The sequence below is a fragment of the Niabella drilacis genome (genome assembly GCF_900101395.1).
Lineage (GTDB): Bacteria > Bacteroidota > Bacteroidia > Chitinophagales > Chitinophagaceae > Niabella > Niabella drilacis.
Genome location: NZ_FMZO01000016.1, coordinates 65,730 through 86,527 on the forward strand (window position 1 = coordinate 65,730; position 20,798 = coordinate 86,527).

The following is a 20,798-nucleotide window of genomic DNA, read 5'->3' on the forward strand; positions in this document are numbered from 1 at the left end:
GGTACAAAATAGCCTATTTTTGAAACAGGAGCTGCTTGCCAAACGGCTGCAACAATTTTATGAACTGTTTTTATAGCATCAAACCATTATGAAGAGAATCCTGATCATTATTTGCCTGCTTGTTTTTCCGGGTTTGTTTTTTTCTGTGGAAGCCCAGGTAAGATGGGGCCTGAGGGCAGGTGTTAATTTTACGAATGTATCTGCGGTCAAAAACGGGAAACCCCTTAATACGGGTATCAGGACCGGGTTTAAAGGAGGTGCAGATGCGGCAATACCACTGGGCCGTTTATTTCGGTTGGAGCCGGGATTACTGTTTTCAACGAAAGGATATAAAAACGGGGAGGCGGTAAAAATAAATGCAAACGCCTGCTACCTGGAACTACCTGTTAATTTTATTTATAGTCCGGAGGTGGGCAGCGGGAACCTTCTTTTGGGCGCCGGCCCCTATCTGGGATATGGGCTGGGAGGCAGATGGAAAACGCCCGGGGTGAATAGCGGATCCGACTTCCGGACCGAGATGAAAGGAAACCTGCAGTTTGCAAATGATACAAAAATGGATGACTATTATTATATAGCTCCGGGCTCCAGCTTTACCTATGGCCGGCCCGTTGATGCGGGAGTGAATTTTCTTGCAGGCTATGAGTTGTCTGGTAACCTGGCCCTGCGGTTAGAGGGACAGCTGGGAATAACGGATCTTGCTCCCAAAGTGGAAGGGCAAACAACAAAAGACCATCTTAAAAATGTGGGATTCGGGATTTCGGCCGGGTATAAATTCTGACAACGCATCATGTTTAAGAAAAAACCGCCCCGGTTTAACCGGAGCGGCTTAAAAGCTGGTAGCAGTGCTGCAGTACAGGTGTGCGACGCAAGAGAGGTTCAGCGATGCACTGCAGCCGGCTAAAAAAATTATATCGATATCTCTTCAATTTTAAACTGGATTACACCTGCCGGGGCCTGTACATCGGCCACATCGCCGGGCTCTTTACCCAGTATGCCCTTACCAATAGGGGAAGTGATGGATATTTTCCCTGCCTTCAGATCGGCCTCCTGTTCACTTACAAGCTGGTAAATTACTTGCTTTTTCGTTTTAAGGTTGGTGAGTTTTACTTTGGTCAGGATCGACACTTTACTGGTATCAATGGTAGATTCATCCAACACGCGGGCATTGGCCAGCGCGCCTTCCAGCGCTGCAATTTTTGCTTCCAGGATGCCCTGGGCCTCCTTGGCCGCATCGTACTCTGCATTTTCTTTGAGGTCTCCTTTTTCACGTGCTTCTGCAATGGCCCTGCTGGCAGCCGGGCGCTCTACACCTTTCATGTGCTGCAGCTCTTCCTTCATTTGCTCTAATGTTTCCTTTGTTACATATTGTATACTCATATGTGCTTCCTTTAGAATAAACAGAAAAAAATAACAACGCCTCAGATCAAAACTGAAGCGTTGCATTACCTATATAAACAAATATAATTAAAAAGGATTACAATTCCTTTATCCCCAGCTTTTTTAACAGAACTGTAGCCATTTTTAAAAAAGCCTCATGGCTATAGCCTGCGATATGTGGAGTGATGATCACATTTTGCTGATTCAGAAGCCATTGCAATGTTTCTTTTTCTTCCGGAGTATAAGTATCCAGTTTCTCGTTCTCCAATACATCAAGGCATGCGCCGGAAATAAATCCCTGTTTTAACCCTTCGGACAGTGTAGGAAGGTGGATGACCTTACCACGGCTGGCGTTGAGGATAACAGGTTTTTGCTGCATGGTTTTCATAAGCTCGATGGTAAGCATACCCTTTGTGTCAGTGGTCAGCGGTACGTTGAAGCTGATCACATCAGCGTAGCGGCAAACCTGCTCCAGCGAAGCTTCTTTTACATGATCATGTGCAAAGTCATTTTTGAATTTATCATAGGCAAGTACGGTCACGTTAAATGGCTGCAGCAGCCGGGCAAAGGCCCCGCCGGTATTGCCATAGCCGATGATGCCAACCGTTTTACCGGTAAGCTCTGTTCCCCGGTTCTCTTCCCGCTTCCAGATGAACTGCTGCACTTCAGGAACAGCAATGTTCATTTTATTGAGCAGCATCAGCAGCATGCCCAGGCTTTGTTCTGCAACGGCATTGCGGTTCCCTTCAGGACTGCTTACACAAAGAATGTTCCTGCTTTGGGCATAAGGCACATCGATCAGTTCCATACCGCTTCCCAGGCGTCCGATCCATTTAAGGGAAGGGGCTGCATCAATCAGGTGCTTATCAACCGTGATACGGGTGGTGAGCACCAGCCCCGTAATATCCCGGGCCTGCGCCATCAGTTCCTCATAGGTGATTTTGGGCAGATAGGAAACGGCAAATCCTTTTTCTGCAAGGGTTTCCTGCAGGATGGGATGTGCGTTTCCTGTAATGATCACTTTTTCTTTCATCGATATTTTTTAAGATAATGTAAATAAAACCCCCGGAGATTATTTCATTTTAAAACTGAGACCGGCAAAATCGCTGACCGACAATTGCTCTGCCCGCTTATTAAAGATGTCGTCTTTTAATGTTGCTTCGTCAAACAGAGGCTTTACGGCGTTGCGTAATGTTTTCCTTCTTTGATTGAACGCTGTTTTTACCAGTACGGTAAAGGCCCTGTCCGACTTTCTGGGCTCCGTTGTTTGCCTTCTCCGGAGCCGGATCACCCCGCTTTTAACCTTGGGGGGCGGATTGAATGATTGTTCGCTTACATCAAAAAGGTAGTCTACTTCATAAAATGCCTGTATCAGTACGCTGATTACGCCGTAAATTTTTGAACCGGGCGCGGCAGCCACCCGCTGTGCCACTTCCTTTTGAAACATGCCGGTAATAACAGGCACCTGCTCTTTCCAATCGAGGATCTTAAAAAGGATCTGTGTGGAAATATTGTAAGGAAAGTTGCCTACTATATGAAAAATACCTTCAAAGGGGGCTGCAGTGTCCAGTATACTTTCATGGATGATCTTATCCTTCAGCTCCGGATAGGTGGCCGTGAGGTACTGTACTTTTTCAGCGTCCAGCTCCACTGCCCTGAACGATACTTCCGGCAACTGCACCAGGTAACGGGTAATAGCGCCACCACCGGGTCCTACCTCAAGCAATTGCTCCGGCTTTTCGGCTTCCACAGCGGCCACGATCTTTTTACAGACATTGTCATCCTTTAAGAAATGCTGGCCCAGCGATTTTTTTAACGTGTACATGCTGCAAAATTAAGCAGTTGCCGGTTTATACCGTTTTCTTTGGCGGCAGGGCAAAGGCAACAGCCTCATGTTCAAAATGGCCTTTATGACTGCCATCGCAAAAAGGTTTGTTGGCTGATTTGCCGCAGCGGCACAGGGACACAATTTCTCTGCCACCCAGGTCATAGGGATTGCCCTCTTTATCCACGATTTCAAAATCACCTTCGATCCGTAAGGAACCGTTATTATTTACTGTAATTTTTGTTGTTGCCATAATTCATTATAGTTTATCTGGCGGCAAAAGTAATGGAAAACAGGTAGGGAACTAACGGATCCGGTAATGAAACGCCTGGGAATATCGTGCGTATGGAATTTTTCAGATAAGTTGTCTGAAAGATATAAGTGTATTTAGGAAATGGACAAACTTTATGCAATCATAATCTTGTGCGCACTGTCAAATATCAGTTTGGGCCAATCAAAGATTTTTACCACAGGTGGAATTCAAATAAAGGTATCGGCTGCCGATTCGTCCATATCGGAAGCGTTCTTTTGTGTAGGACGGCAGCCGGAGTTTCCGGGAGGAATGCATAAGGCGGTAGCATTTGCAAAAAGCAAAATTCATTATCCGCCGGCAGCTGTAAACGACAATGTTCGGGGAACTGTGGTACTACGATTCGCTATTGATACCACCGGAAAGGTTATTGATAAAGCAGTTATCCAGAATGTTCGTTATGACCTCGATTCTGCCTGCCTGCAAATGTTGCATAAAATGCCCAAATGGAAGCCTGGCTTTTTAAATGGTACTCCGGTGAAAGTTATAGAACAGTGGAAGGTCACTTTTGTGCTCACCAATTGATGCATGTTGCCGGGATGGTGCAAGGACGTTACATGGGGCCGGGTTATAACGGTCTCCAAATTTGTTTCGGATAATGTCTGCAATGCCGTTTGGTCTAACAAGTTCCCATTAAGGCCAGCAGATTCTCAAAAACATTCTCGTATTCGTGCCTCTTGCGGCCTATCTTTGAACCATGATTAAAAATGTAATTTTTGATTTTGGAGGCGTATTGCTGAATCTCGATTTTAAGCGATCGTTTGCTGCATTTGAGGCTCTGGGTTTTGCCGATTTTGAAGATAAGTTTTCGCAATATACGGCGGCGCCTGTATTTCAGAAACTGGAAAAAGGGGAGATCACTGCCCCGGAATTTTATGAGGGATTGAGGGAACTGCTTGGAGTGCCGGTGCCCGATGTGCAGCTGGAGCAGGCCTGGAATGCCATGCTGCTGGATTACCGCAAGCCCAGTCTTGATTTTTTAATACCCCTTGCCGGTAAATATAATCTCTTTTTACTCAGCAATACCAACCAGATCCATTATGATCATTTTTCAAGAACGCTGAAAGAGGAAACAGCGTATCCCTCACTGGAATTCTTTTTCAAGAAGGCGTATTACTCTCACGACATCAGGCGCCGGAAGCCGGATGCGGCTACCTATGCTTTTGTACTGGAAGATGCAGGGATCAGGGCCGGAGAAACGCTGTTCATTGATGATAGCTTTACCAACCTGCCCAACGCGCAGGAACTGGGCATCCAAACGCATTTGTTATTGCCAGAAGAAAGGATTGAACATTTGGAGATATTACAGTGATTCTTTTGCAGGCGCTATTTTTTCATCCGTTATTTAAAAAGAGAAAAGCCCCGTTCTTTAGGAACAGGGCTTTGATATTGTTGATAGGGATCTTTCTTACCGTACCTTGTAAATAAAATCATTATTCTTAAACTGTTTGGCAATGGCTTTCAGATCGTAGCTGATACTGGCGTCTACCATTTTATCACCCATTTCCAAAACAAAACCACCGATGATATCAGGGTTAACAGTTGATTCCAGCTCGATGTTCTGCTGCCCGGATGCCTTCTTTACCTGTTCAATAATGTTATTTTTTACAGCATCACTTACCGGCACTGCAGTGGTCAGTTTCACCGTATGGATATTGTTCAGCACTTTGTATTGCGCTACAAATGCCGGCAGGATCTCAGGAAGAATGGCTTCCCTGTTCTTTGAGATCAGCAGGTTGGCAAAACCTTTTGTAATAGCTCCGATATGATTGCCGGTGATGGCTTCTATGATGTTCTTTTTCTTGTCGGCCTTAATGATGGGGCTGCGCAGCAGGTTTACAAACTCCCTGCTTTCTTTGCACACCGCCTGCAGCCACTGTATATCAGCAAATACAGCTGCTACCTGGTTCTTTTCTTTTGCCAGGTCTAACAGGGCTTTTGCATATCTGGAGGCTAAACGGGGATTAGGCATATCTTAAATGTAAAGTAACAAATATAAAATGTAGAATATAAAAGACGTGAAACTCCTCAGGCCTGCGTATTAGTTCAGTTTAATGGAATTTACCAGGCTGTTGATGTACGCTTCCTGTTTATCAGCCCCTGCCAGTTGTTGTTTCAGCACTTTTTCACTAACCTCGATCACCATTTTACCTACTTCGTTTTTCACATCGGTAAGCGCCGCCATTTTCTGTGCGTTGATGGCCTGCTGCGCATCTGCGATGATTTTGCTGGCCTCTGCCTTGGCCTGTTCTTTGGCTTCGTTTACGATCTTATCCTTTGTTTCGCGTGCTTCTTTAAGCAGTTGTGCCCTTTCCTCACGCGCTTTTGCCAGTAAAGATTCGTTTTCGCTTTGCAGCTGTGCCATTTCTGCTTTTACTTTTTCGGCAGATGCGATGGCTCCGGCAATATTTTGCTCACGCTCGTTCAGCGATTTAATGATCGGTTTCCATGCGAATTTTTTAAGCACCAGAAACACCACAACGAACGCTACGAAAATCCAGAAAAAATAGCCAAGATCAGGAGTAAGTAATCCCATTTTTATAAAATTGAAAAGTTAAAATGTTGATCAGAAATTTAAAATACTGCATCTGCCGCCCTTTGCTTTAGATGCAGTAAATTGTTTTGGTGAAGCTATTACTTCAATACAGCCAATAAGCCTGCGATTACCGCAAACAGGGCAACACCCTCAATCAAGGCTGCAGATAAGATCATAGCACCACGAATGTCGTTAGCTGCTTCCGGCTGGCGGGCAATACCTTCTGTAGCGCCTTTACCAATTTGGCCGATACCGATACCGGCACCAATGGCTGCTAAGCCTGCGCCTACAGCACCACCAAAGTGAGACCAGCTTCCGCTTACTTCCAACAAAGTGTTCATTAAACTCATGACTCTGATTTTATATTGATTAAAAAAAAACGTTATTAATGGTGGGGCTGCACATCCTCTTCAAAGTGATGATCGCCAATGGCCTCTCCAATGAATATGGCCGTCAGATTTGCGAAAATATATGCCTGGATAAAAGCCACCAGTATCTCAATTAAATAAATAAATACCGCAAAAGCAATGGATACCGGTGTAAAGGCGACCCCTGCAACCTTGGACATTTCGGAGAAAATAAAAATAAGGCTGATAAAACTAAGGATTACAATGTGCCCTGCCGTCATATTTGCAAACAAACGGACAATTAAGGCAAACGGCTTGGTGAAAACACCCATCAGCTCTACCGGGATCATTAATATTTTAACCGGAAGCGGAACACCGGGGAACCAGAATATATGCTGCCAGTAATGTCCGTTGGTATTAAATATGATTACAATAAATGCAATAAGGCCTAAAACTGCAGTAAATGCGATATTTCCCGTAACGTTTGCCGATCCCGGGAACATACCCAGTATTGCATTGATGAGAATAAAAAAGAAGATAGTTAGCAAATAGGGGAGGAATTTCTGATATTTTGGTCCCAGGTTGGGTTTGGCAATATCATCCCGTACAAAGGTAATTACCGGCTCTATGGCATTTTGCAAACCCCTGGGAGCAGAAGTAACTCCCTGGCCGGTTTTATATTTTTTAGCCATACTGATCATCAGCCACACCAGGACGATCAGCGCAATCAGCATCTGAACCACGTTCTTGGTCATGGAAAAATCGTACACTTTCACAGATTCGTCCACGTTCCCGCTGGCATCTACGGCCACGATCTTATCATGTTCCAGTTTATAGCCATTATAAGCGTCTCTCCCATGGTGGAAATTAGAAGACATGAAGGCGGAAAAACCTCTTTGAGGCGAATACAGGATCACAGGGAGTGGTAATGCGCCATGGGTTTGGGTACCATCATCGTGCTTTAAACTAAAAAAATGAAACTCATGGCTGTCGGCAATATGGTGCAGGATGGCTTCGCCCGGGTTAAATTTTTCTTCGGTAGCAGATCCTTCTGCAGGCTCCTCATGTTGTGCAAAAACGGATTGTGCCGAAGACACCAAAAAAAGGCTTAAAGCCGCTACCATAAAGGATTTGAACCATTTAAAACCCATACTGCTCTGAAATTTGCGGCAAAGATAAGGCTGAAACAGATAAAAAAGGGAATTTGCAGGCGGGTATTTAAAGTTTTTGGCTGCCGGAAGCATCCTCCTCCAGGATTTTTTTGATCCGTTCCAGTTCGATGACATCGATCTGATCTTTGAAGCGGTTTACGGCTTTTTTATTAGCGATAAGATGGTTGATATGAAGAAAAGGAATTCTAATTGCATCAATTTCAGCAATTCCTGCAAATTTATGGCATTGCTCAAACGAAAAGCCATAAAAATTATTTAGGAAGCCGCTTACAGGTAATTTTGGCTCTTTTCATCATAAGGCTGCCTTTCATCAGGCTGGTCATAATCAAAAAGCGCTCTTTATAACTGCGTTTCAGGGCTGTACGCAATAAATCCATCTCTGCTTTTTCATAGTCCGGGGCTGGCTCCTGTACTACAGAGCGCTGTTCATCTGCAGAAAACGTATATTTTTTTCTTTGCCCATCTCCCCGCAATTTACAAAATTTCCCGCGGATTGCTACCATCTGCGACCAAAATGAATAAAGCCGCCTTCAATTTTATCAGAAGACGGCTTTTATATAAACCTATCGAACCTCAGCATAATTGATCAGGGTGCGGGCGCTGTAGCCCGGCTCCTTACCACCACCGGCCATTTTGGAATATTGACAGACACGCCTTTATTGAGCCCCATGGTCATATTATCGGCTATATAATAATAGAGCGGCCAGCCATTATAGGCCAGTTGTTTTGCCCCGGAAGGGTGGGTGATCACCGTGAAATTGGCCTTATTTAAATAGGAGGGTACCACGATCTTTTCCATTACATAAACCGGCCAGGTAGTGGCACATCCCCCGGTACATACGCTGGTATTTAATTTATCGTTTCCAAAGGCATACAGGGTAATGCCCCGGGCATCGGTGAGGTAGCGGGTTTTTTTGTAATCCGTGATCACGTTCAGTGCTGAATCGTATTTGCTGCCATTGGCACCAACCAATTGTGCGTTCGTAAGAGTAATGGTGTAATCCGGTTTTGCCACAAACCAGTTGTTGCCCACGCCTTCGCCTGATGTCTGGCCTGCGGCTTCGGGTGTATTGGTGCCATTGATACTTGGAGCATAATAATATAAGGGGCGCCCCTTATAGGCCAGCTGCATAGCAGTTCCGGTGCCGATGGTATCAAAGTCGTTGATATCGAGTCCTTTTCCAAGGGTTTGCGGAGTGATGCCGGCAAAAAAAACGGGCCATAGTGCTTTACAGCCCGCTGATATGCAGGTGTTTACAGTTGCTGAATCATTGGCAAAAAAATAAAGTGTCCTGCCATCTTTGTCTACCAGGTAATCACCATACGAAGTACTGGCGACCAGTTTTACCTGCATTACAGGAACCGGCGGCGTATAGCTGTCATCGCTGGAGCAGCTCATAATAAACAGGATTGCCAATGCCGCAATGCCGGGGAACAATAGCCGTTTCCATGGATGTGTGTAATAAAGAGATCTCATAATTTTTGTTTTAAGAAGTTAATAAATGATAGAGATTAGGAACCGGGGGGTATTTTGGTTTTCCTTTTTCCAATGGTAAAGACCCGCGACAGGTTAAATCCAAAGCGGATCTCTCCACTGCCCCAGTTATCGGTGGTATTGGTAATAAAGGCCTTTTCATTCATGCCGGTGGCATTGGAGAAGTGGAGTTGAAATACATGTCCCCCGGTTTCAATATCAAAGCCCAGCGAAAGCGGATTTTTATAGATGTCCTTGTTGAGACCGGAGATCACGTAGTGGTAGTCGGCAACAAAAGCGACTCTTTTGGAAAGCTTGAGCCGGCCGCCGATCCCCAGGGCGTAAGTATCATTGTTATCGGCCAGGTCCTGTACCAGGTTCCGGTGCACATAGGCAGGCGCTAACTGGAGGCTAAAGGCCTCGGTAAACTTGCGGCCAATGATGATTTCGCTGTAGTAAGCCATACGGTGTTTGGTATCGGTATATTTTGCGTCCGCGGCCAGCTTTTGAGTGGTAAGCGCGGCCCCGGTTGCCAGTACTACCGAAAAAGGTGCTGCGCCCTTTACGCCCGCAGCTTGTTGTATGAGCCGGTATTTAATAAAACCGTCCAGCTCTTTGCCGGCAGTACTGCGTCCCAGGCCAATAGTGAGATTTTTACCCAGGCCATAGTCAAAACCCAGGCGCATACTGGCCTGATCCAGGCCAAAAAATTCACCGATACCATCGTTGATCCTGCCAAAACGGTGCAGGATACGCACATCCAGCACATTTTTGCCGATAAATTCAATAGAGTGCCCATTGATGACCCTGCTCGATTTAAAGGCGCCGGTTACGTATTCCTTCTGCCCGGATGTTGTAGAGTCGATCAGTCCGAGAAGATCTTTTTCCTGCGCCCGGATCGCGGGTGCTGCAAAAAGAAGCGTTGCTGTTATCAGATACTTCATATTGGTTGGGTTTACGGTTGATGCGTTACTTTAAAACTGTATAGTTACAATTCACAGAGACTGTTGCCGTTTTTGCAATTTTATCACTCACAATACCGGGTATGGCGATCTTGTAATCGCTGATGGTAACGGGGAACTTTGCGAGGGTCTGTATGGTGTTGCCCGAAACTTTAATAGACCCGATGATTGTGATTTCCTTTTTTATACCGTGTATTTCCAGGGTTCCCTTTACGGTGATGGAATAGTTCCCGGGTTTTTGAAAAGAAACCTCCCGGATATTGGCAATGGTTCCTTTAAACGAGGCCTTGGGGTACTTACTGCTTTCCATATAATTTTCATTAAAATGCTCCTGCATCAGCGCCCGGCGAAACTCAAACCCCTTTATAAGTACTGCAAACTCTATTTGCCCGGTTGCAGCATCCAGTACACTGGCAGCGGCTTTATTGGCAGCTACTATGTCTTCCAGGGCCGTTCCTGCTTCAAAAGAGATGTAGCCGGTTTTTGTGAAATACTTTTGGGCCGATACTGAAGCCAGGGAAATAAAAAGAATATAAATAGTAAAGGCGAGTTGTTTCATTTTAAAAGTTTTTAGTGAACAATACTGCATTTATTGAGCACCACATCCATCAGTTTACCGGTGCAGACTCCTTTAACCGTTACCTGCTGGCCCGGGGTGAGTTTTTTTACGGTGGCAGTTTCCGTATCATAAAAGCTGCAGGTAACAGCGGCCATCGGGTCGTTGCCATCGAGGAAAACCGTTGCCTGCCCGGCTGTGTCGATTTTTACACCGGTAACGGTGCCGGTTACAGCAATGATCTTTTCCACATATTTCCGGTTTGCGGAAGGCTCATCGGAGCTGAATGCGGCCACCAGTGCCGGGGCATTTGTTGTAATTGCGGCCCGTTCCGCTTTTACATCCGGCGACTTCCTGTTGTACTGGTAATAACCATAACCACCCCCCAGCAGCAGACCCGCCAACAGGAACAGCAAAACCCGTTTTCCCTTTTTCATGATTTTAGTTATTTAGACTTCCGTTATCGATCCAGCATCCCAATATCTTTTTCTCGCCTGCCGTGAGGGCAGGTCCGCCCTTTGGCATATTACTGGTGGTTACCGCCTGGGTTTTTATATCACCTGCTCTTGATTTTATCTGCTCATAGGTTTCCAGCGCAAAGGGCGCGCTGCCTCCGGCATTATGACAACCCTGGCATTTTGCTTTGATCAGGGGCAACACATCACCTGTAAATTTTGCATTAACGCCCGCACAGGCATCGCCCTGGGGAGGATTGTCGATGGCATTTTCTTTGTCGCCACCGCAATTTGCAAAAACAAGGGCGGTAAAGGCCAACAGGATCCCTGTAGAAAAAAGTTGCATTTTTTTCATGATAAAAGATTTAAGTTGAATAAGAGGATTATATGTTACAGCGCTATTGCATTATAAGTCTTTTTTAATGGAGATCTGTGTACCAACCCCACCCAGGCTCAGGTTCCCATATCCTATTTCGCCCACCGGTATTTTTACATAGGGAGCAATCTGGACGGATACATGCTCCCATTTTTGCTCATAGCCAATAGAAAGATTGGCTACCGCATAAACGCTTTTTCCCTTCCCGGATACATCCCTGGTAACGGGTACCGGGCCATCGCCTCTGTCAAAATCATACACATAACTTTGTTTTACGATCACAGTAGGGGATACACCGGTACTTACAAAGGCCTTGTTTTTCCGGGATGCTACCACATCATAGCGCAGATTTACCGGCACATCGATCATGCTGCAGGAGCCTTCGATATTGGAAACTTTTGATGACACCGGTTGGCCATTGGGGTTAAAGTCCTCATTGTTCACCGCATAGGTCATCGATTCGTATATGACCCCTGACTCCAACGAGAACCGTGACTGCCCCAGTTTCTTTTGTACCAGTACACCCGCATTTAATCCGGGCTTTTTGGACACATCACCCCGTACCATGCCGAGGTTGGAGCCTGCCAGCAGCCCTACCTGCCAGCTGGCATTCGCAGTGCTTATGCTGGAACCGCTCCCCGCTGAGGACTGATTGTAATATTGGGGCAAAGCGGGGTGGGCAGGACGCCCATCTGTGTGCTTATCGCGTAAGGACAGATAGGGCTTCCCCGGTTTTACAGTGTCCGCGGGCCGGAGCTTCCGTTCTGTTTCCACGGTTGGCGGTGCACCCGGAAGGTGCTGGCTGTTATGGACCACCGGTTGTTCTTTCGTTTCAAAAAGAACGGTTGGCAGGCTCCTGCTGCTCAAAGAGCGATCGTTGGTCCGGGTGTTCCCCGGAGCCGGTGGAAGCGGAGCCGCTTCTGAAGGGAGAATGGTCTTGCTTTTAAGGGGGCCGGCGGCGATCCCCGAGCCGGGCCGGGTTCCGCCGGGGGCCGGAACCGGGTGTTGCCATAGCATCCATAGCAACCCGGTTGCTACCAGCAGCAGGCAGGCCGCTGCCAGTTGCCAGGTGCGCCGTGGTATAAAGAACCGGTCTTGTTGGGTGTTTTCCGCTGCCGGGAGCATTTTTGTTTTGTAAAACGCGTCCCATGCGCCTTCCGGTGCATCCGGAGGCTGAAAGCGGTTGGCTGCATCGCGAAAGAGTTGATCCAACTCCTCATCGTTCATATTTGAAAAATTTTCATTCATTTAATTGCTCCAGCATTTCCCTGAGATTTTTACGGGCCTTCATCAGGTTGGTTTTTGAGGTACCCACTGATATACCCAATGTTTTTGCTATTTCTTCATGGCTGAACCCTTCGATTGCGAATAAACTGAAAGTGGCCCGGTAGGCGGGACTCAGCCTTTGGATCAGTTTTATAAGGTCCAGGTACGCCATATCATCCACTGCATTTCCGGGAGTTGCAGCCTCCGGTAGTTCCGGTCTGCTATCGATCCCGTCCGCCTTTCTTTTAGCAGATTGATAGTGGTTGATGCTTGTATGGATCATTATTTTCTTTAACCAGCTCATAAAAATTCTCGACAAAAGCTCCGGATCATCCGGTTCCCGGAAATGTGCAATACCTCTGAACACTTTTACAAACCCGTCGTTTACCATTTCAAGTGCCTCTTCCCTTGATGCCGTATACCTCAGGCATACGGCAAGGGCAAATCCAAAATAGCGCTCATACAGCCGCTTCTGCCAGGAGGGTATACCCAACTTACAGCCACCTACCATGCTCAACAGGCTATACTCGGTCTTCGGAGGTACTGACAAACAAAATAAATAAGGTTACGAAATGGTTTATATATAAGTACATACAGCAATTTCCTGCGACGGGTTGCCTCGGTTAATTTTTTTTTTGGTTGACAGGTAACAGATAAAGCGAATCCATTTAAAACAGGAGGTTGCTGGTCTGCGGGATCAGGCAGAAGCAGGCCGGGCTTCCTGCTGCTCAAACTGCATTTTGTGCAGGCGGGCATAAAAACCGTTTTGCTGCATCAGCTCCTCATGGGTACCCATTTCTACCAAAACACCCTTATCCAGTACCATTATTTTGTCGGCCTTCCGGATGGTGCTAAGCCGGTGGGCGATAACAATGGATGTACGCCCTTTTACCAGTGTTTCGGTGGCTTTCTGGATAAGCAGCTCACTTTCTGTGTCAATGGAGGAAGTAGCTTCATCCAGGATCAGGATAGAGGGGGCATACAGCAGGGCGCGGATAAAGGAAAGCAATTGCCTTTGTCCCAGTGATAAGGTGGCTCCGCGTTCTTTAACATTATAATCGTATCCTCCCGGCAGCCGCATGATAAAATCGTGCATGTCGATCATTTTGGCGGCGGCAATCACCTGCTCCTTTGATATATTCGGGTTCCGGAGTGTAATATTGTCAAGAACAGACCCGGAGAACAGGAATACATCCTGGAGCACCACACCAATGTTTTTGCGAAGGTATTCGGGCGACAGGGATCGGATGTCCCGGTCGTCTACCCTGATAGTGCCTTTCTGGATGGTATAAAAACGGTTCAGCAGGTTAGTGATCGTGGTCTTGCCACTACCGGTATGTCCCACGATCGCTACTGTTTCTCCCTGCCGGATATGGAAGCTTAGTTCTTTTAATACCCATTTTTCCTCTATATAGGCAAAGGAAACCCGGTCAAAATCAACGACACCGGCAACGCGGTGTTCGGGATCCCGGTAACCTCCGGCGGGGGGTACATCCGTATCCGGGTTGTCCATGACCGAAAAGACCCGGTCGCTGGCAATGATGCCCATCTGAACGGTATTAAATTTATCGGCCAGCATTCGCAGCGGTCGAAAAAGCAGGTTCAGGCAAAGAATGAAGGAAACGATCACCCCCTGCTGCCCCTGTTTTAATTCCAGTGCCTCCCGGGCCGTATACCAGATCACCAGGCCTATCGACAATGCCAGAACGATCTCGATCACGGGGAAAAAGACCGAATAGGCGAAGATGGAGCGGATATTGGCATCACGGTGTTGTCGGTTGATCGTGTTGAATTTTTCAAACTCCTTTTTTTCGGCGTGAAAAGCCTGTACTACGCTCATGCCGGACAAATGCTCCTGCACAAAGGCATTCAGGGCGGCCACCGCATTTCTTACTTTGAAAAAAGACCGGTTGATGCTCTCCTTGAAATAATAGGTAGCGATGATCATGATGGGAAACGGGATCAACGCGATCAGTGTAAGCCTCCAGTCGATCCAGAACATGTACAGTAATACGCAGAGGATCGAAAGCAGGTCGGCAATGATAGGGATCAGCCCGTCGGAGAATATCTCGTTAATGGATTCGATATCATTGATGGTGCGGGTGGTGAGGGTTCCGATAGGCGTTCGGTCAAACTGGCGGAGGTTCAGGCGGAGGATCTTTTTATAGATCGTGTCGCGCATATCTTTTACAACTGCCTGTCCCAGCCAGGCGGTGGTAAAGGAAAAAGAGAAACGCATAGCCGTTTCGATGAGGATGATCACCAGCTGGATCAGCGTTACAAAAATGACCATCCTTGGAACGGAATGGGTAATATATTCGTCCACCGTAAGCTGGATCAGCATCGGGCGTACCGGTGTGATAAGGGCCAGCAGGATGGCCAGTACAACAGACAGGTAAAACTTTTTCTTGTACGGAGCTGCGTATTGAAAAACCCGCCTGACCTTTGAAATGTCAAAAAAGGTCTTTTTTGAATCTGCCATGGGTCTGCAAGATAATTATTCTGGGAACAATTTTTTTCGAAAAAGACTCGTAAACTTGTATATCTTTCCTGCTTCTAAAACGAAAATGCATATGGCATCCATAACGTTGGCGATTGATATTGGCGGTTCCAAGGTAAAAGGCTGCACCCTCAATGCGCAGGGCTCAATCGTACAGGAATATACTAAAATGCCCACTCCTGTTCCGGCAACACCGGAAAACCTGGTACATACCATAAAAGAGTTAGTGAAGGAGTTCAGGTATGACCAGGTGTCTGCCGGGTTTCCGGGCTATGTGCGAAATAATATTGTGTATACTGCGCCCAACCTGGGCTCTCAATACTGGAACAAGATCGATCTGGCCGCGCTTCTGACAAAAACGCTTGGAAAACCGGCCCGGGTGGTTAATGACGCTGATATGCTGGGATTGGGCTGCATTGCCGGCAAGGGATTTGAAATGATGATCACCCTGGGGACGGGTTTTGGAACATCGTTTTTCCTGGAAGGAAAGCTTTTGCCGCACCTGGAGATCGGGCAGCATCCCTGCTTTAATAACAAAGCCTATGACCAGTACGTTGGCCAGCGGGCTTACGATGACCTTGGGAAAAAAGAGTGGAATAAACGGCTGCATGCAGTGCTGAAGATCTTGCAGACGACATTTAATTACGATCATTTGTTTATCGGCGGAGGACTGGCCAAAAAAATAACGCTTGAACTGAAAGAGAATATGACCATCGTTTCGAATATCGATGGTATTGATGGCGGGGTAAAGCTGTGGAAACAGTAATTTGTTTCAGGTAACCCCGGTTCCCATCGGGATAAAGTTCCAGGATAGATTCGTTTTTATACTTGATGCACTTTTTCTGGTTTGATGTTCAATCCATCTCATACCTGGTTTCATGCCTGGGGCATTTTCAAATTCTCACAATTCCACATTCTTACATTGTCAAATATCCTCTTCCCCGGTTTCCTTTTTGTAGGCCTTGATGAATAAAGCACCCAGGTTCTTGTACGGGGGAATATAGTCCTCCATGCCGGTAATGTGCGCTGCGGCTCTGAACTCTTTCCAGAACGGTATCCAGTCGATATCTTTTTTATTTCTCAGGTTCTCCAGGAAGATCCGGATAAAAGGCAGGTTAATATCCCGGTAACCGGTTTGTTTGGATGAAATAATATGCGCGTCAGAAGATCTTCTCAGGATAGAATCGATAAGGTTAAAACCACCGCAGGAGCCCATAAATACTACCCGGTTGGTGGGACTTACATAGCCAACGCTCGTCATAGCATGGTAACTATGACCCCGGTGAAAGGTAACGGTTGGCGACAAATTGTTTTTTTCGAGGTATTCTTCCATTGCGTTTTGCGCTACATAATCCTGGTCTTCTTCATTTGGCAACGGACGGTTGGCATATAAATAAACCGGAGCCCCGCTGGTGGTTTTTGCCACCACAAATTTACTGTTGCTTTGGTCTACTTTCCATTTGGGATCGCCCGAAAAGGTCCGCACAAAAATGTCAAAGTCCATTTTTCCGTCCTCATCCCCGTAAAAGAACATTTGGGTAATGACCTCCCCCTTCTCATTAGCCAGGCTTGAAAAAGGAACGGTATAAACAGGCGGAATGCCCAATTCCTTTGTAAGATTAATGTTGTTGGCCGGGTTGGCTGATAAGAACAGCTTGGAAAGGATGGTATAAATGGCGATGCCCCGCTGGTTGCCGCTGCGTCGGTTTGTTTCCAGGTTCCGCTTAATGTTGGCCAGCATCTGCTTTGCCAGGTCGGGAAGGGTTTCATAAAGGCTGGCATAGGAGTCGGCCACATCCACCCCGTCTTCCAGGCCTTTCGACTTCTCCAGCCCGGTTGCAAATGCCGTCATCAGGTCCCGGGCATTTGCATCGCTTTTAAAGGTGGTGAAGAAGCTCTTTAGCGTATTATAAGATGCCGCCTGGCTGATGAATTTGCGGTAGTGATCAAAAGTAACGCTTACCAGCAGCGAATCCCCGCGGTTGTTGATCTTACTCATCATTAGCGGATACACACCGCTTACATAACTGCTGGTATAAATAAGGTTATCTTTATATGTAGATACTGCCAGGTAGTAGAGCTCCTGGGCATTCAGGGGCTGCAGGCATTTAAAACGGACCGCGTTGGGCGATTCATGCAGCCCGTTGATTTCATCAACAAAGTCATCAAAGGCCTTACGCTCCAGGCGCTTGGTAAGGTCGGCAAACCCGATAGCGGTATCTCCGTTGAGTGCTCTCCGGGCATAGTCAATCTGAGTATTAACCAGCAGCCGGTAGTATTTGTAGCGGTCGTCCTTGGCGGCATCCAGCTGGGCGGTTGTTATTTTCCCTTTTACAATATTGTCCAGGAAAGGAAAATAGATCTGCCCGTTATTGTTATCACTGCGGGCCATTGATACAATGGTCTTTACGAACTGATCATCCGTAATGCGCTGGATTTTATAACTCAGTTTATTGTTTGCCTGGGCATAATTGTAAAGTTGCTGCGGATATTGGCGCCCGGCAACCTTTATAAGGCTGTCTGCCATGGGTGCATCGGGGTAATTGGTCAATGCAGCAAATGTGTTTTGCGGATATTGTGTACAATATTTTACCAGCAGGATATCTTTTATTTGTTTGTAGCTGGGGTTTTCCTCAAATATGCGGGGCAATGTAGCGGTGTAAACAATATCGTAAGGAAAATAAGAAATAAACGGAATGAGTGATTCCTTTTTCTGATTTACATCAATAAGCTTCTTATAAAGGGCAATGATCTGGTCAAAATGGGAGGGGCGCACCTCTTTTTTGAGCCAACCCGTGCGCATATGGCTTAAAATGGCGGTAAGCCCCGAAAGGTAGCCGATCTTCATGCGGTTGTCAATTCCCGCGTTCGTTTCAATTTCATACTGCAGCCAGTCAATTTTTGTAGTAACAGCGTTTGTGGCAATCCGGCTGGCATCCTCATCATTATTAAAGGAAAAGCTGTTATCGGCTTTTCCATCACTGCCCAGTAGCTGCTGCTGCATTTTGTCAATGTCCTCATGCTTTTTTTGCCGGATAATGGGAACATTATACGAGGGGATTGACCCGGTTTCCGATTGAGCATAAATAAAACCTTGACCTGAGAAAAATATTCCAAGAATTAAAGCCAGTCTTTTCATGAATAATGCTTAACAATAAAAATGAATCCGCCGCGAAAATACCTCCTTTTTGGGCAGGAAGGCAGCTCGCGGTGATCTTTTAACAAAACCAAGACGCAAAAAATCAGATATCGGTTTCCCCGGTCTCTTTTTTATAGGCTTTTATGAAAATTGCCCCCAGGTTTTTATAGGGGGGGATATAGTCTTCAAACCCCGGAACATTGGCCCGGCCTTTAAATTCTTTCCAGAAGGGGATCCATTCGATATCTTTTCCCGTACGGAGTTTCTCTGTTAACAATAAAAAGAAGGGTTTGTTGATGGCGGTCTTCCCGATTTGTTTGGAAGCGATAATATGGGCATCTTCAGACTTTCTTAAAATGGAGTCGATAAGGTTAAAGCCACCGCAGGAGCCCATGAATACCAGTTTTGAGCTGGGCGACATGTAGTCGATGGTGGTAGGCGCATAGTAGCTGTGCCCCCGGTGAATAGTAACCGTAGGAAAGAGATCATGCTCTTCCAGGTAGGCATTTAGTGCCCGCTGGGCCTTATCATCTTCTCCTTTTAGCTCATTCAGCGGCCGGTTGGCGTAAATAGAAACCGGGTTCCCCTTAGTGGATTTGATCACCACCCACTGTTTATTGCTGCGGTCGATCTTCCAGCTGGAGGGGTTAAACATATTCAGGAAACCGTTAAAAATGTTCCTTCCGTCCTGGTCCCCGTAAAAGAATACCTGGCTGATCACTTCCCCTTTTTCATTTGCCAGGGTGTTAAAACTGATATCATATACCGGCGGAATGTGCAGTTCTTTTGTAAGATCAATATGGTTGGAGGAGTCGGCTGAAAGAAAAAGATTGTTCAGGATGCTGTAAATAGCCACTCCTTTTTTGTTGCCGGCCTGTTTATTCCGGTCCAGGTTCTCTTTTACATCCTTCAGCATCTGGCCTGCCAGCTCCGGCAGGGTTTCGTAAACACTTGCATAGGAGTCGGCCACATCCACGCCGTCTTCCAGCCCTTCTGTTTTTTCCAGGTTACTTACAAAGGAGGTCATTAGTTTTTTAGTGTCTTCTTTGTCTGAAAAAGTGCCTAAGAAATTTTTAAGCGTATTATAGGATGCCGCCTGGCTGATGAATTTACGGTAGTGGTCAAAATTGAGGTTCTTTAGCAAGGCATCACCCTTATTCCCTGCTTTCCGCATCATCAACGGGTACACACCGTTGGTATAGCTGCTGGTATAGATCAGGCCATTGGTCAGTACCGCCACATAATACAGCTCTTCCGCACTAAGGGGCTGTATTGCCCGGAAACGGATGGCGTCCGGACGTTCGTGCAGCCCGTTAATGGGGGCTACAAATTCATCCTTGGCTTTTTGCTCCAGTTTGCCCAGTAAACTCCGGTAGCCGATGGCAGTGTCTCCTTCAGAAGCACGTTTTGAATATTCGATCTGTGTTTTTACCAGCAGGCGGAAATATTTTACGGGGTCGTTTTTAACGGCGTCAATATCTTTAATAGTAAGTTTACCGGATGAGATGAGATCCAGGAAGGGGAAATAGAATTGCCCGCTTTTGTTATCGCTCCGCGCCATGTCCACGATGCTTTTGATAAGGGCATCGTCTTCTATGTTCTGGATCTTGTAGCTTAGTTTATTATTAGCCTGGGCATAGTCATATAGTTGCTGGGGGTATTTATGGGCCATGATCCTTATCAGGCTGTCTGCATAGGGCGATTCAGGGTTGGTCCGCAATGAGGCGAACGTTTTCTGGGGATACCGCTCGCTTAATTTGAGCAGGAGCAGATCTTTGGTGTCTTTATAGCCCACATTATCCTTAAAGACCCTTGGCAAAATAGCCGTGTAGGCAATATCATAGGGGAGAAAGCGGATCACAGGGGCTATGGATTGCCTGTTCCGGTCTGCTTCAATGCATTTTTTATAAGTAGCAATGATCTGGGGCAGGTACGCTGCATCTACCTCACCCCGTCTCCAGCCGGTTTTTATATGCTGGAGGATCTCCGAAAGACCCGAAAGGTAATTTGCTTTAAGTCGTTGATCCATAGTTGGATCGGTTTCTATTTCATATTGAAGCCAATCTACCCTTTTGGTAGCGGCGTCGCTCACTGCGGCGTTTACCTGTTCGTCTGCAGAAACTTTCAGGAGGGCATCACCCTTGCCGTCGCTGGCCAGTAATGTTTTTTGATCGGCATCTACCGTTTCGTGGAGCTTTAGCCGGATCATTGCCGGCTTATAGGCCGGAATTGTATCTACAACTTCAACAGGGGCCGGTTCGCGTTTTTTTTTCCGTTTTGATCTTCGTTGTGCGTCTGCCTGGGCAGCCAAAAGCAGCAGTAAAAGGAAGGGTATTAGCTTCTTCATATACATAAATCACAAGTTACACGGCCTGGATAAGAATATTTGGTTAAAATTCATGCAAAATTTATACCATGATATCCCGGGCACATAAAGGAGCCGTTTTCGGTGTAATTTTATAGTGAAGATCAGATTAATTTATTATTAACTCTGCGTAATCCG

General features: G+C 46.4%; 23 protein-coding genes. 4 read left to right on the forward strand and 19 right to left on the reverse strand.

The genetic code is table 11. The annotated features are described in order from the left end of the window. The first annotated feature begins 88 nt into the window (after positions 1–88). Positions 89–778, forward strand: coding sequence for an outer membrane beta-barrel protein (locus BLS44_RS21230; RefSeq protein WP_090392249.1), 690 nt, complete (start codon positions 89–91; stop codon positions 776–778). Between the two features lie 128 nt (positions 779–906). On the opposite strand, the gene greA is transcribed toward BLS44_RS21230, so the two are convergent. The 4 genes from greA to BLS44_RS21250 all read right to left on the reverse strand — a co-directional run bounded on the left by greA (position 907) and on the right by BLS44_RS21250 (position 3,455). Further along, entirely contained in the window at positions 907–1,377 is a 471-nt protein-coding gene (gene greA / locus BLS44_RS21235; protein ID WP_090392304.1) for a transcription elongation factor GreA, read from the reverse strand. Between the two features lie 97 nt (positions 1,378–1,474). After that, positions 1,475–2,410: an NAD(P)-dependent oxidoreductase gene (locus tag BLS44_RS21240; protein ID WP_090392250.1), complete on the reverse strand. Its 936-nt coding sequence runs from the start codon at positions 2,408–2,410 to the stop codon at positions 1,475–1,477. 39 nt (positions 2,411–2,449) lie between these two features. Next, the gene (gene rsmA / locus BLS44_RS21245; RefSeq protein WP_090392251.1) at positions 2,450–3,202 is read right to left on the reverse strand and encodes a 16S rRNA (adenine(1518)-N(6)/adenine(1519)-N(6))-dimethyltransferase RsmA; all 753 of its coding nucleotides are present in this window, start codon (positions 3,200–3,202) and stop codon (positions 2,450–2,452) included. A gap of 25 nt (positions 3,203–3,227) precedes the next feature. Next, complete coding sequence (locus BLS44_RS21250) at positions 3,228–3,455, reverse strand: CDGSH iron-sulfur domain-containing protein (protein WP_090392252.1); 228 nt, start codon at positions 3,453–3,455, stop codon at positions 3,228–3,230. Positions 3,456–3,647: 192 nt separating this feature from the next. Here BLS44_RS21250 and BLS44_RS21255 point away from each other — a divergent pair, with 192 nt between their 5' ends. Together BLS44_RS21255 and BLS44_RS21260 are read left to right on the forward strand one after the other, a co-directional pair. Then, entirely contained in the window at positions 3,648–4,037 is a 390-nt protein-coding gene (locus BLS44_RS21255; RefSeq protein WP_176954506.1) for an energy transducer TonB, read from the forward strand. 172 nt (positions 4,038–4,209) lie between these two features. Next, entirely contained in the window at positions 4,210–4,824 is a 615-nt protein-coding gene (locus BLS44_RS21260) for an HAD family hydrolase (protein WP_090392254.1), read from the forward strand. A 96-nt stretch (positions 4,825–4,920) separates the two neighbouring features. Here BLS44_RS21260 and atpH read toward each other — a convergent pair whose 3' ends face one another. From atpH to BLS44_RS21330, 13 genes are all read right to left on the reverse strand, one after another. Beyond that, entirely contained in the window at positions 4,921–5,484 is a 564-nt protein-coding gene (gene atpH, locus BLS44_RS21265; protein WP_090392255.1) for an ATP synthase F1 subunit delta, read from the reverse strand. Positions 5,485–5,553: 69 nt separating this feature from the next. Next, positions 5,554–6,048: a F0F1 ATP synthase subunit B gene (gene atpF, locus BLS44_RS21270; RefSeq protein ID WP_090392256.1), complete on the reverse strand. Its 495-nt coding sequence runs from the start codon at positions 6,046–6,048 to the stop codon at positions 5,554–5,556. A gap of 98 nt (positions 6,049–6,146) precedes the next feature. Continuing rightward, positions 6,147–6,398, reverse strand: coding sequence for an ATP synthase F0 subunit C (gene atpE / locus BLS44_RS21275; RefSeq protein ID WP_008586479.1), 252 nt, complete (start codon positions 6,396–6,398; stop codon positions 6,147–6,149). Between the two features lie 35 nt (positions 6,399–6,433). After that, positions 6,434–7,519: a F0F1 ATP synthase subunit A gene (gene atpB / locus BLS44_RS21280; protein WP_245729340.1), complete on the reverse strand. Its 1,086-nt coding sequence runs from the start codon at positions 7,517–7,519 to the stop codon at positions 6,434–6,436. A 299-nt stretch (positions 7,520–7,818) separates the two neighbouring features. Next, complete coding sequence (locus BLS44_RS21290) at positions 7,819–8,070, reverse strand: hypothetical protein (protein WP_090392258.1); 252 nt, start codon at positions 8,068–8,070, stop codon at positions 7,819–7,821. An 83-nt stretch (positions 8,071–8,153) separates the two neighbouring features. After that, on the reverse strand, positions 8,154–9,044 hold the full coding sequence (locus tag BLS44_RS21295; RefSeq protein WP_090392259.1) for a COG4315 family predicted lipoprotein: 891 nt from the start codon (positions 9,042–9,044) through the stop codon (positions 8,154–8,156). A 35-nt stretch (positions 9,045–9,079) separates the two neighbouring features. Beyond that, on the reverse strand, positions 9,080–9,985 hold the full coding sequence (locus tag BLS44_RS21300) for a DUF5777 family beta-barrel protein (protein WP_090392260.1): 906 nt from the start codon (positions 9,983–9,985) through the stop codon (positions 9,080–9,082). 25 nt (positions 9,986–10,010) lie between these two features. Continuing rightward, a complete protein-coding gene (locus BLS44_RS21305) occupies positions 10,011–10,562 on the reverse strand; it encodes a YceI family protein (protein WP_090392261.1) in 552 nt (183 codons plus the stop codon). Positions 10,563–10,573: 11 nt separating this feature from the next. Then, the gene (locus tag BLS44_RS21310; RefSeq protein WP_090392262.1) at positions 10,574–10,996 is read right to left on the reverse strand and encodes an OB-fold protein; all 423 of its coding nucleotides are present in this window, start codon (positions 10,994–10,996) and stop codon (positions 10,574–10,576) included. 4 nt (positions 10,997–11,000) lie between these two features. After that, a complete protein-coding gene (locus BLS44_RS21315; RefSeq protein WP_090392263.1) occupies positions 11,001–11,369 on the reverse strand; it encodes a hypothetical protein in 369 nt (122 codons plus the stop codon). A 51-nt stretch (positions 11,370–11,420) separates the two neighbouring features. Further along, positions 11,421–12,617 (reverse strand): porin family protein, encoded by a 1,197-nt coding sequence (locus BLS44_RS21320; protein ID WP_245729341.1) that lies wholly within the window; start codon positions 12,615–12,617, stop codon positions 11,421–11,423. 13 nt (positions 12,618–12,630) lie between these two features. Further along, positions 12,631–13,206, reverse strand: coding sequence for an RNA polymerase sigma factor (locus BLS44_RS21325; RefSeq protein WP_245729342.1), 576 nt, complete (start codon positions 13,204–13,206; stop codon positions 12,631–12,633). A gap of 147 nt (positions 13,207–13,353) precedes the next feature. Beyond that, entirely contained in the window at positions 13,354–15,138 is a 1,785-nt protein-coding gene (locus BLS44_RS21330) for an ABC transporter ATP-binding protein (RefSeq protein WP_090392265.1), read from the reverse strand. Positions 15,139–15,229: 91 nt separating this feature from the next. Between BLS44_RS21330 and BLS44_RS21335 the strand changes: the two genes are divergently transcribed. Then, on the forward strand, positions 15,230–15,922 hold the full coding sequence (locus tag BLS44_RS21335; protein ID WP_090392307.1) for an ROK family protein: 693 nt from the start codon (positions 15,230–15,232) through the stop codon (positions 15,920–15,922). 159 nt (positions 15,923–16,081) lie between these two features. Here BLS44_RS21335 and BLS44_RS21340 read toward each other — a convergent pair whose 3' ends face one another. Together BLS44_RS21340 and BLS44_RS21345 are read right to left on the reverse strand one after the other, a co-directional pair. Further along, positions 16,082–18,160: a hypothetical protein gene (locus BLS44_RS21340; RefSeq protein WP_245729343.1), complete on the reverse strand. Its 2,079-nt coding sequence runs from the start codon at positions 18,158–18,160 to the stop codon at positions 16,082–16,084. A 238-nt stretch (positions 18,161–18,398) separates the two neighbouring features. Further along, positions 18,399–20,642: a hypothetical protein gene (locus BLS44_RS21345; protein ID WP_245729344.1), complete on the reverse strand. Its 2,244-nt coding sequence runs from the start codon at positions 20,640–20,642 to the stop codon at positions 18,399–18,401. Between the last annotated feature and the right edge of the window lie 156 nt (positions 20,643–20,798).

Excerpts from the sequence above, each read along its gene's own strand:
- BLS44_RS21320 (WP_245729341.1), bottom strand. The coding sequence starts at position 12,617 with ATGAACGATGAGGAGTTGGATCAACTCTTTCGCGATGCAGCCAACCGC.
- BLS44_RS21335 (WP_090392307.1), top strand. The coding sequence starts at position 15,230 with ATGGCATCCATAACGTTGGCGATTGATATTGGCGGTTCCAAGGTAAAA.
- BLS44_RS21230 (WP_090392249.1), top strand. The coding sequence starts at position 89 with ATGAAGAGAATCCTGATCATTATTTGCCTGCTTGTTTTTCCGGGTTTG.
- atpH (WP_090392255.1), bottom strand. The coding sequence starts at position 5,484 with ATGCCTAATCCCCGTTTAGCCTCCAGATATGCAAAAGCCCTGTTAGAC.
- BLS44_RS21290 (WP_090392258.1), bottom strand. The coding sequence starts at position 8,070 with ATGGTAGCAATCCGCGGGAAATTTTGTAAATTGCGGGGAGATGGGCAA.
- BLS44_RS21300 (WP_090392260.1), bottom strand. The coding sequence starts at position 9,985 with ATGAAGTATCTGATAACAGCAACGCTTCTTTTTGCAGCACCCGCGATC.
- rsmA (WP_090392251.1), bottom strand. The coding sequence starts at position 3,202 with ATGTACACGTTAAAAAAATCGCTGGGCCAGCATTTCTTAAAGGATGAC.
- BLS44_RS21345 (WP_245729344.1), bottom strand. The coding sequence starts at position 20,642 with ATGAAGAAGCTAATACCCTTCCTTTTACTGCTGCTTTTGGCTGCCCAG.
- BLS44_RS21240 (WP_090392250.1), bottom strand. The coding sequence starts at position 2,410 with ATGAAAGAAAAAGTGATCATTACAGGAAACGCACATCCCATCCTGCAG.
- BLS44_RS21260 (WP_090392254.1), top strand. The coding sequence starts at position 4,210 with ATGATTAAAAATGTAATTTTTGATTTTGGAGGCGTATTGCTGAATCTC.
- BLS44_RS21330 (WP_090392265.1), bottom strand. The coding sequence starts at position 15,138 with ATGGCAGATTCAAAAAAGACCTTTTTTGACATTTCAAAGGTCAGGCGG.
- BLS44_RS21310 (WP_090392262.1), bottom strand. The coding sequence starts at position 10,996 with ATGAAAAAGGGAAAACGGGTTTTGCTGTTCCTGTTGGCGGGTCTGCTG.
- greA (WP_090392304.1), bottom strand. The coding sequence starts at position 1,377 with ATGAGTATACAATATGTAACAAAGGAAACATTAGAGCAAATGAAGGAA.
- BLS44_RS21250 (WP_090392252.1), bottom strand. The coding sequence starts at position 3,455 with ATGGCAACAACAAAAATTACAGTAAATAATAACGGTTCCTTACGGATC.
- BLS44_RS21305 (WP_090392261.1), bottom strand. The coding sequence starts at position 10,562 with ATGAAACAACTCGCCTTTACTATTTATATTCTTTTTATTTCCCTGGCT.
- BLS44_RS21340 (WP_245729343.1), bottom strand. The coding sequence starts at position 18,160 with ATGCAGCAGCAGCTACTGGGCAGTGATGGAAAAGCCGATAACAGCTTT.
- atpE (WP_008586479.1), bottom strand. The coding sequence starts at position 6,398 with ATGAGTTTAATGAACACTTTGTTGGAAGTAAGCGGAAGCTGGTCTCAC.
- atpF (WP_090392256.1), bottom strand. The coding sequence starts at position 6,048 with ATGGGATTACTTACTCCTGATCTTGGCTATTTTTTCTGGATTTTCGTA.
- BLS44_RS21295 (WP_090392259.1), bottom strand. The coding sequence starts at position 9,044 with ATGAGATCTCTTTATTACACACATCCATGGAAACGGCTATTGTTCCCC.
- BLS44_RS21315 (WP_090392263.1), bottom strand. The coding sequence starts at position 11,369 with ATGAAAAAAATGCAACTTTTTTCTACAGGGATCCTGTTGGCCTTTACC.
- atpB (WP_245729340.1), bottom strand. The coding sequence starts at position 7,519 with ATGGTAGCGGCTTTAAGCCTTTTTTTGGTGTCTTCGGCACAATCCGTT.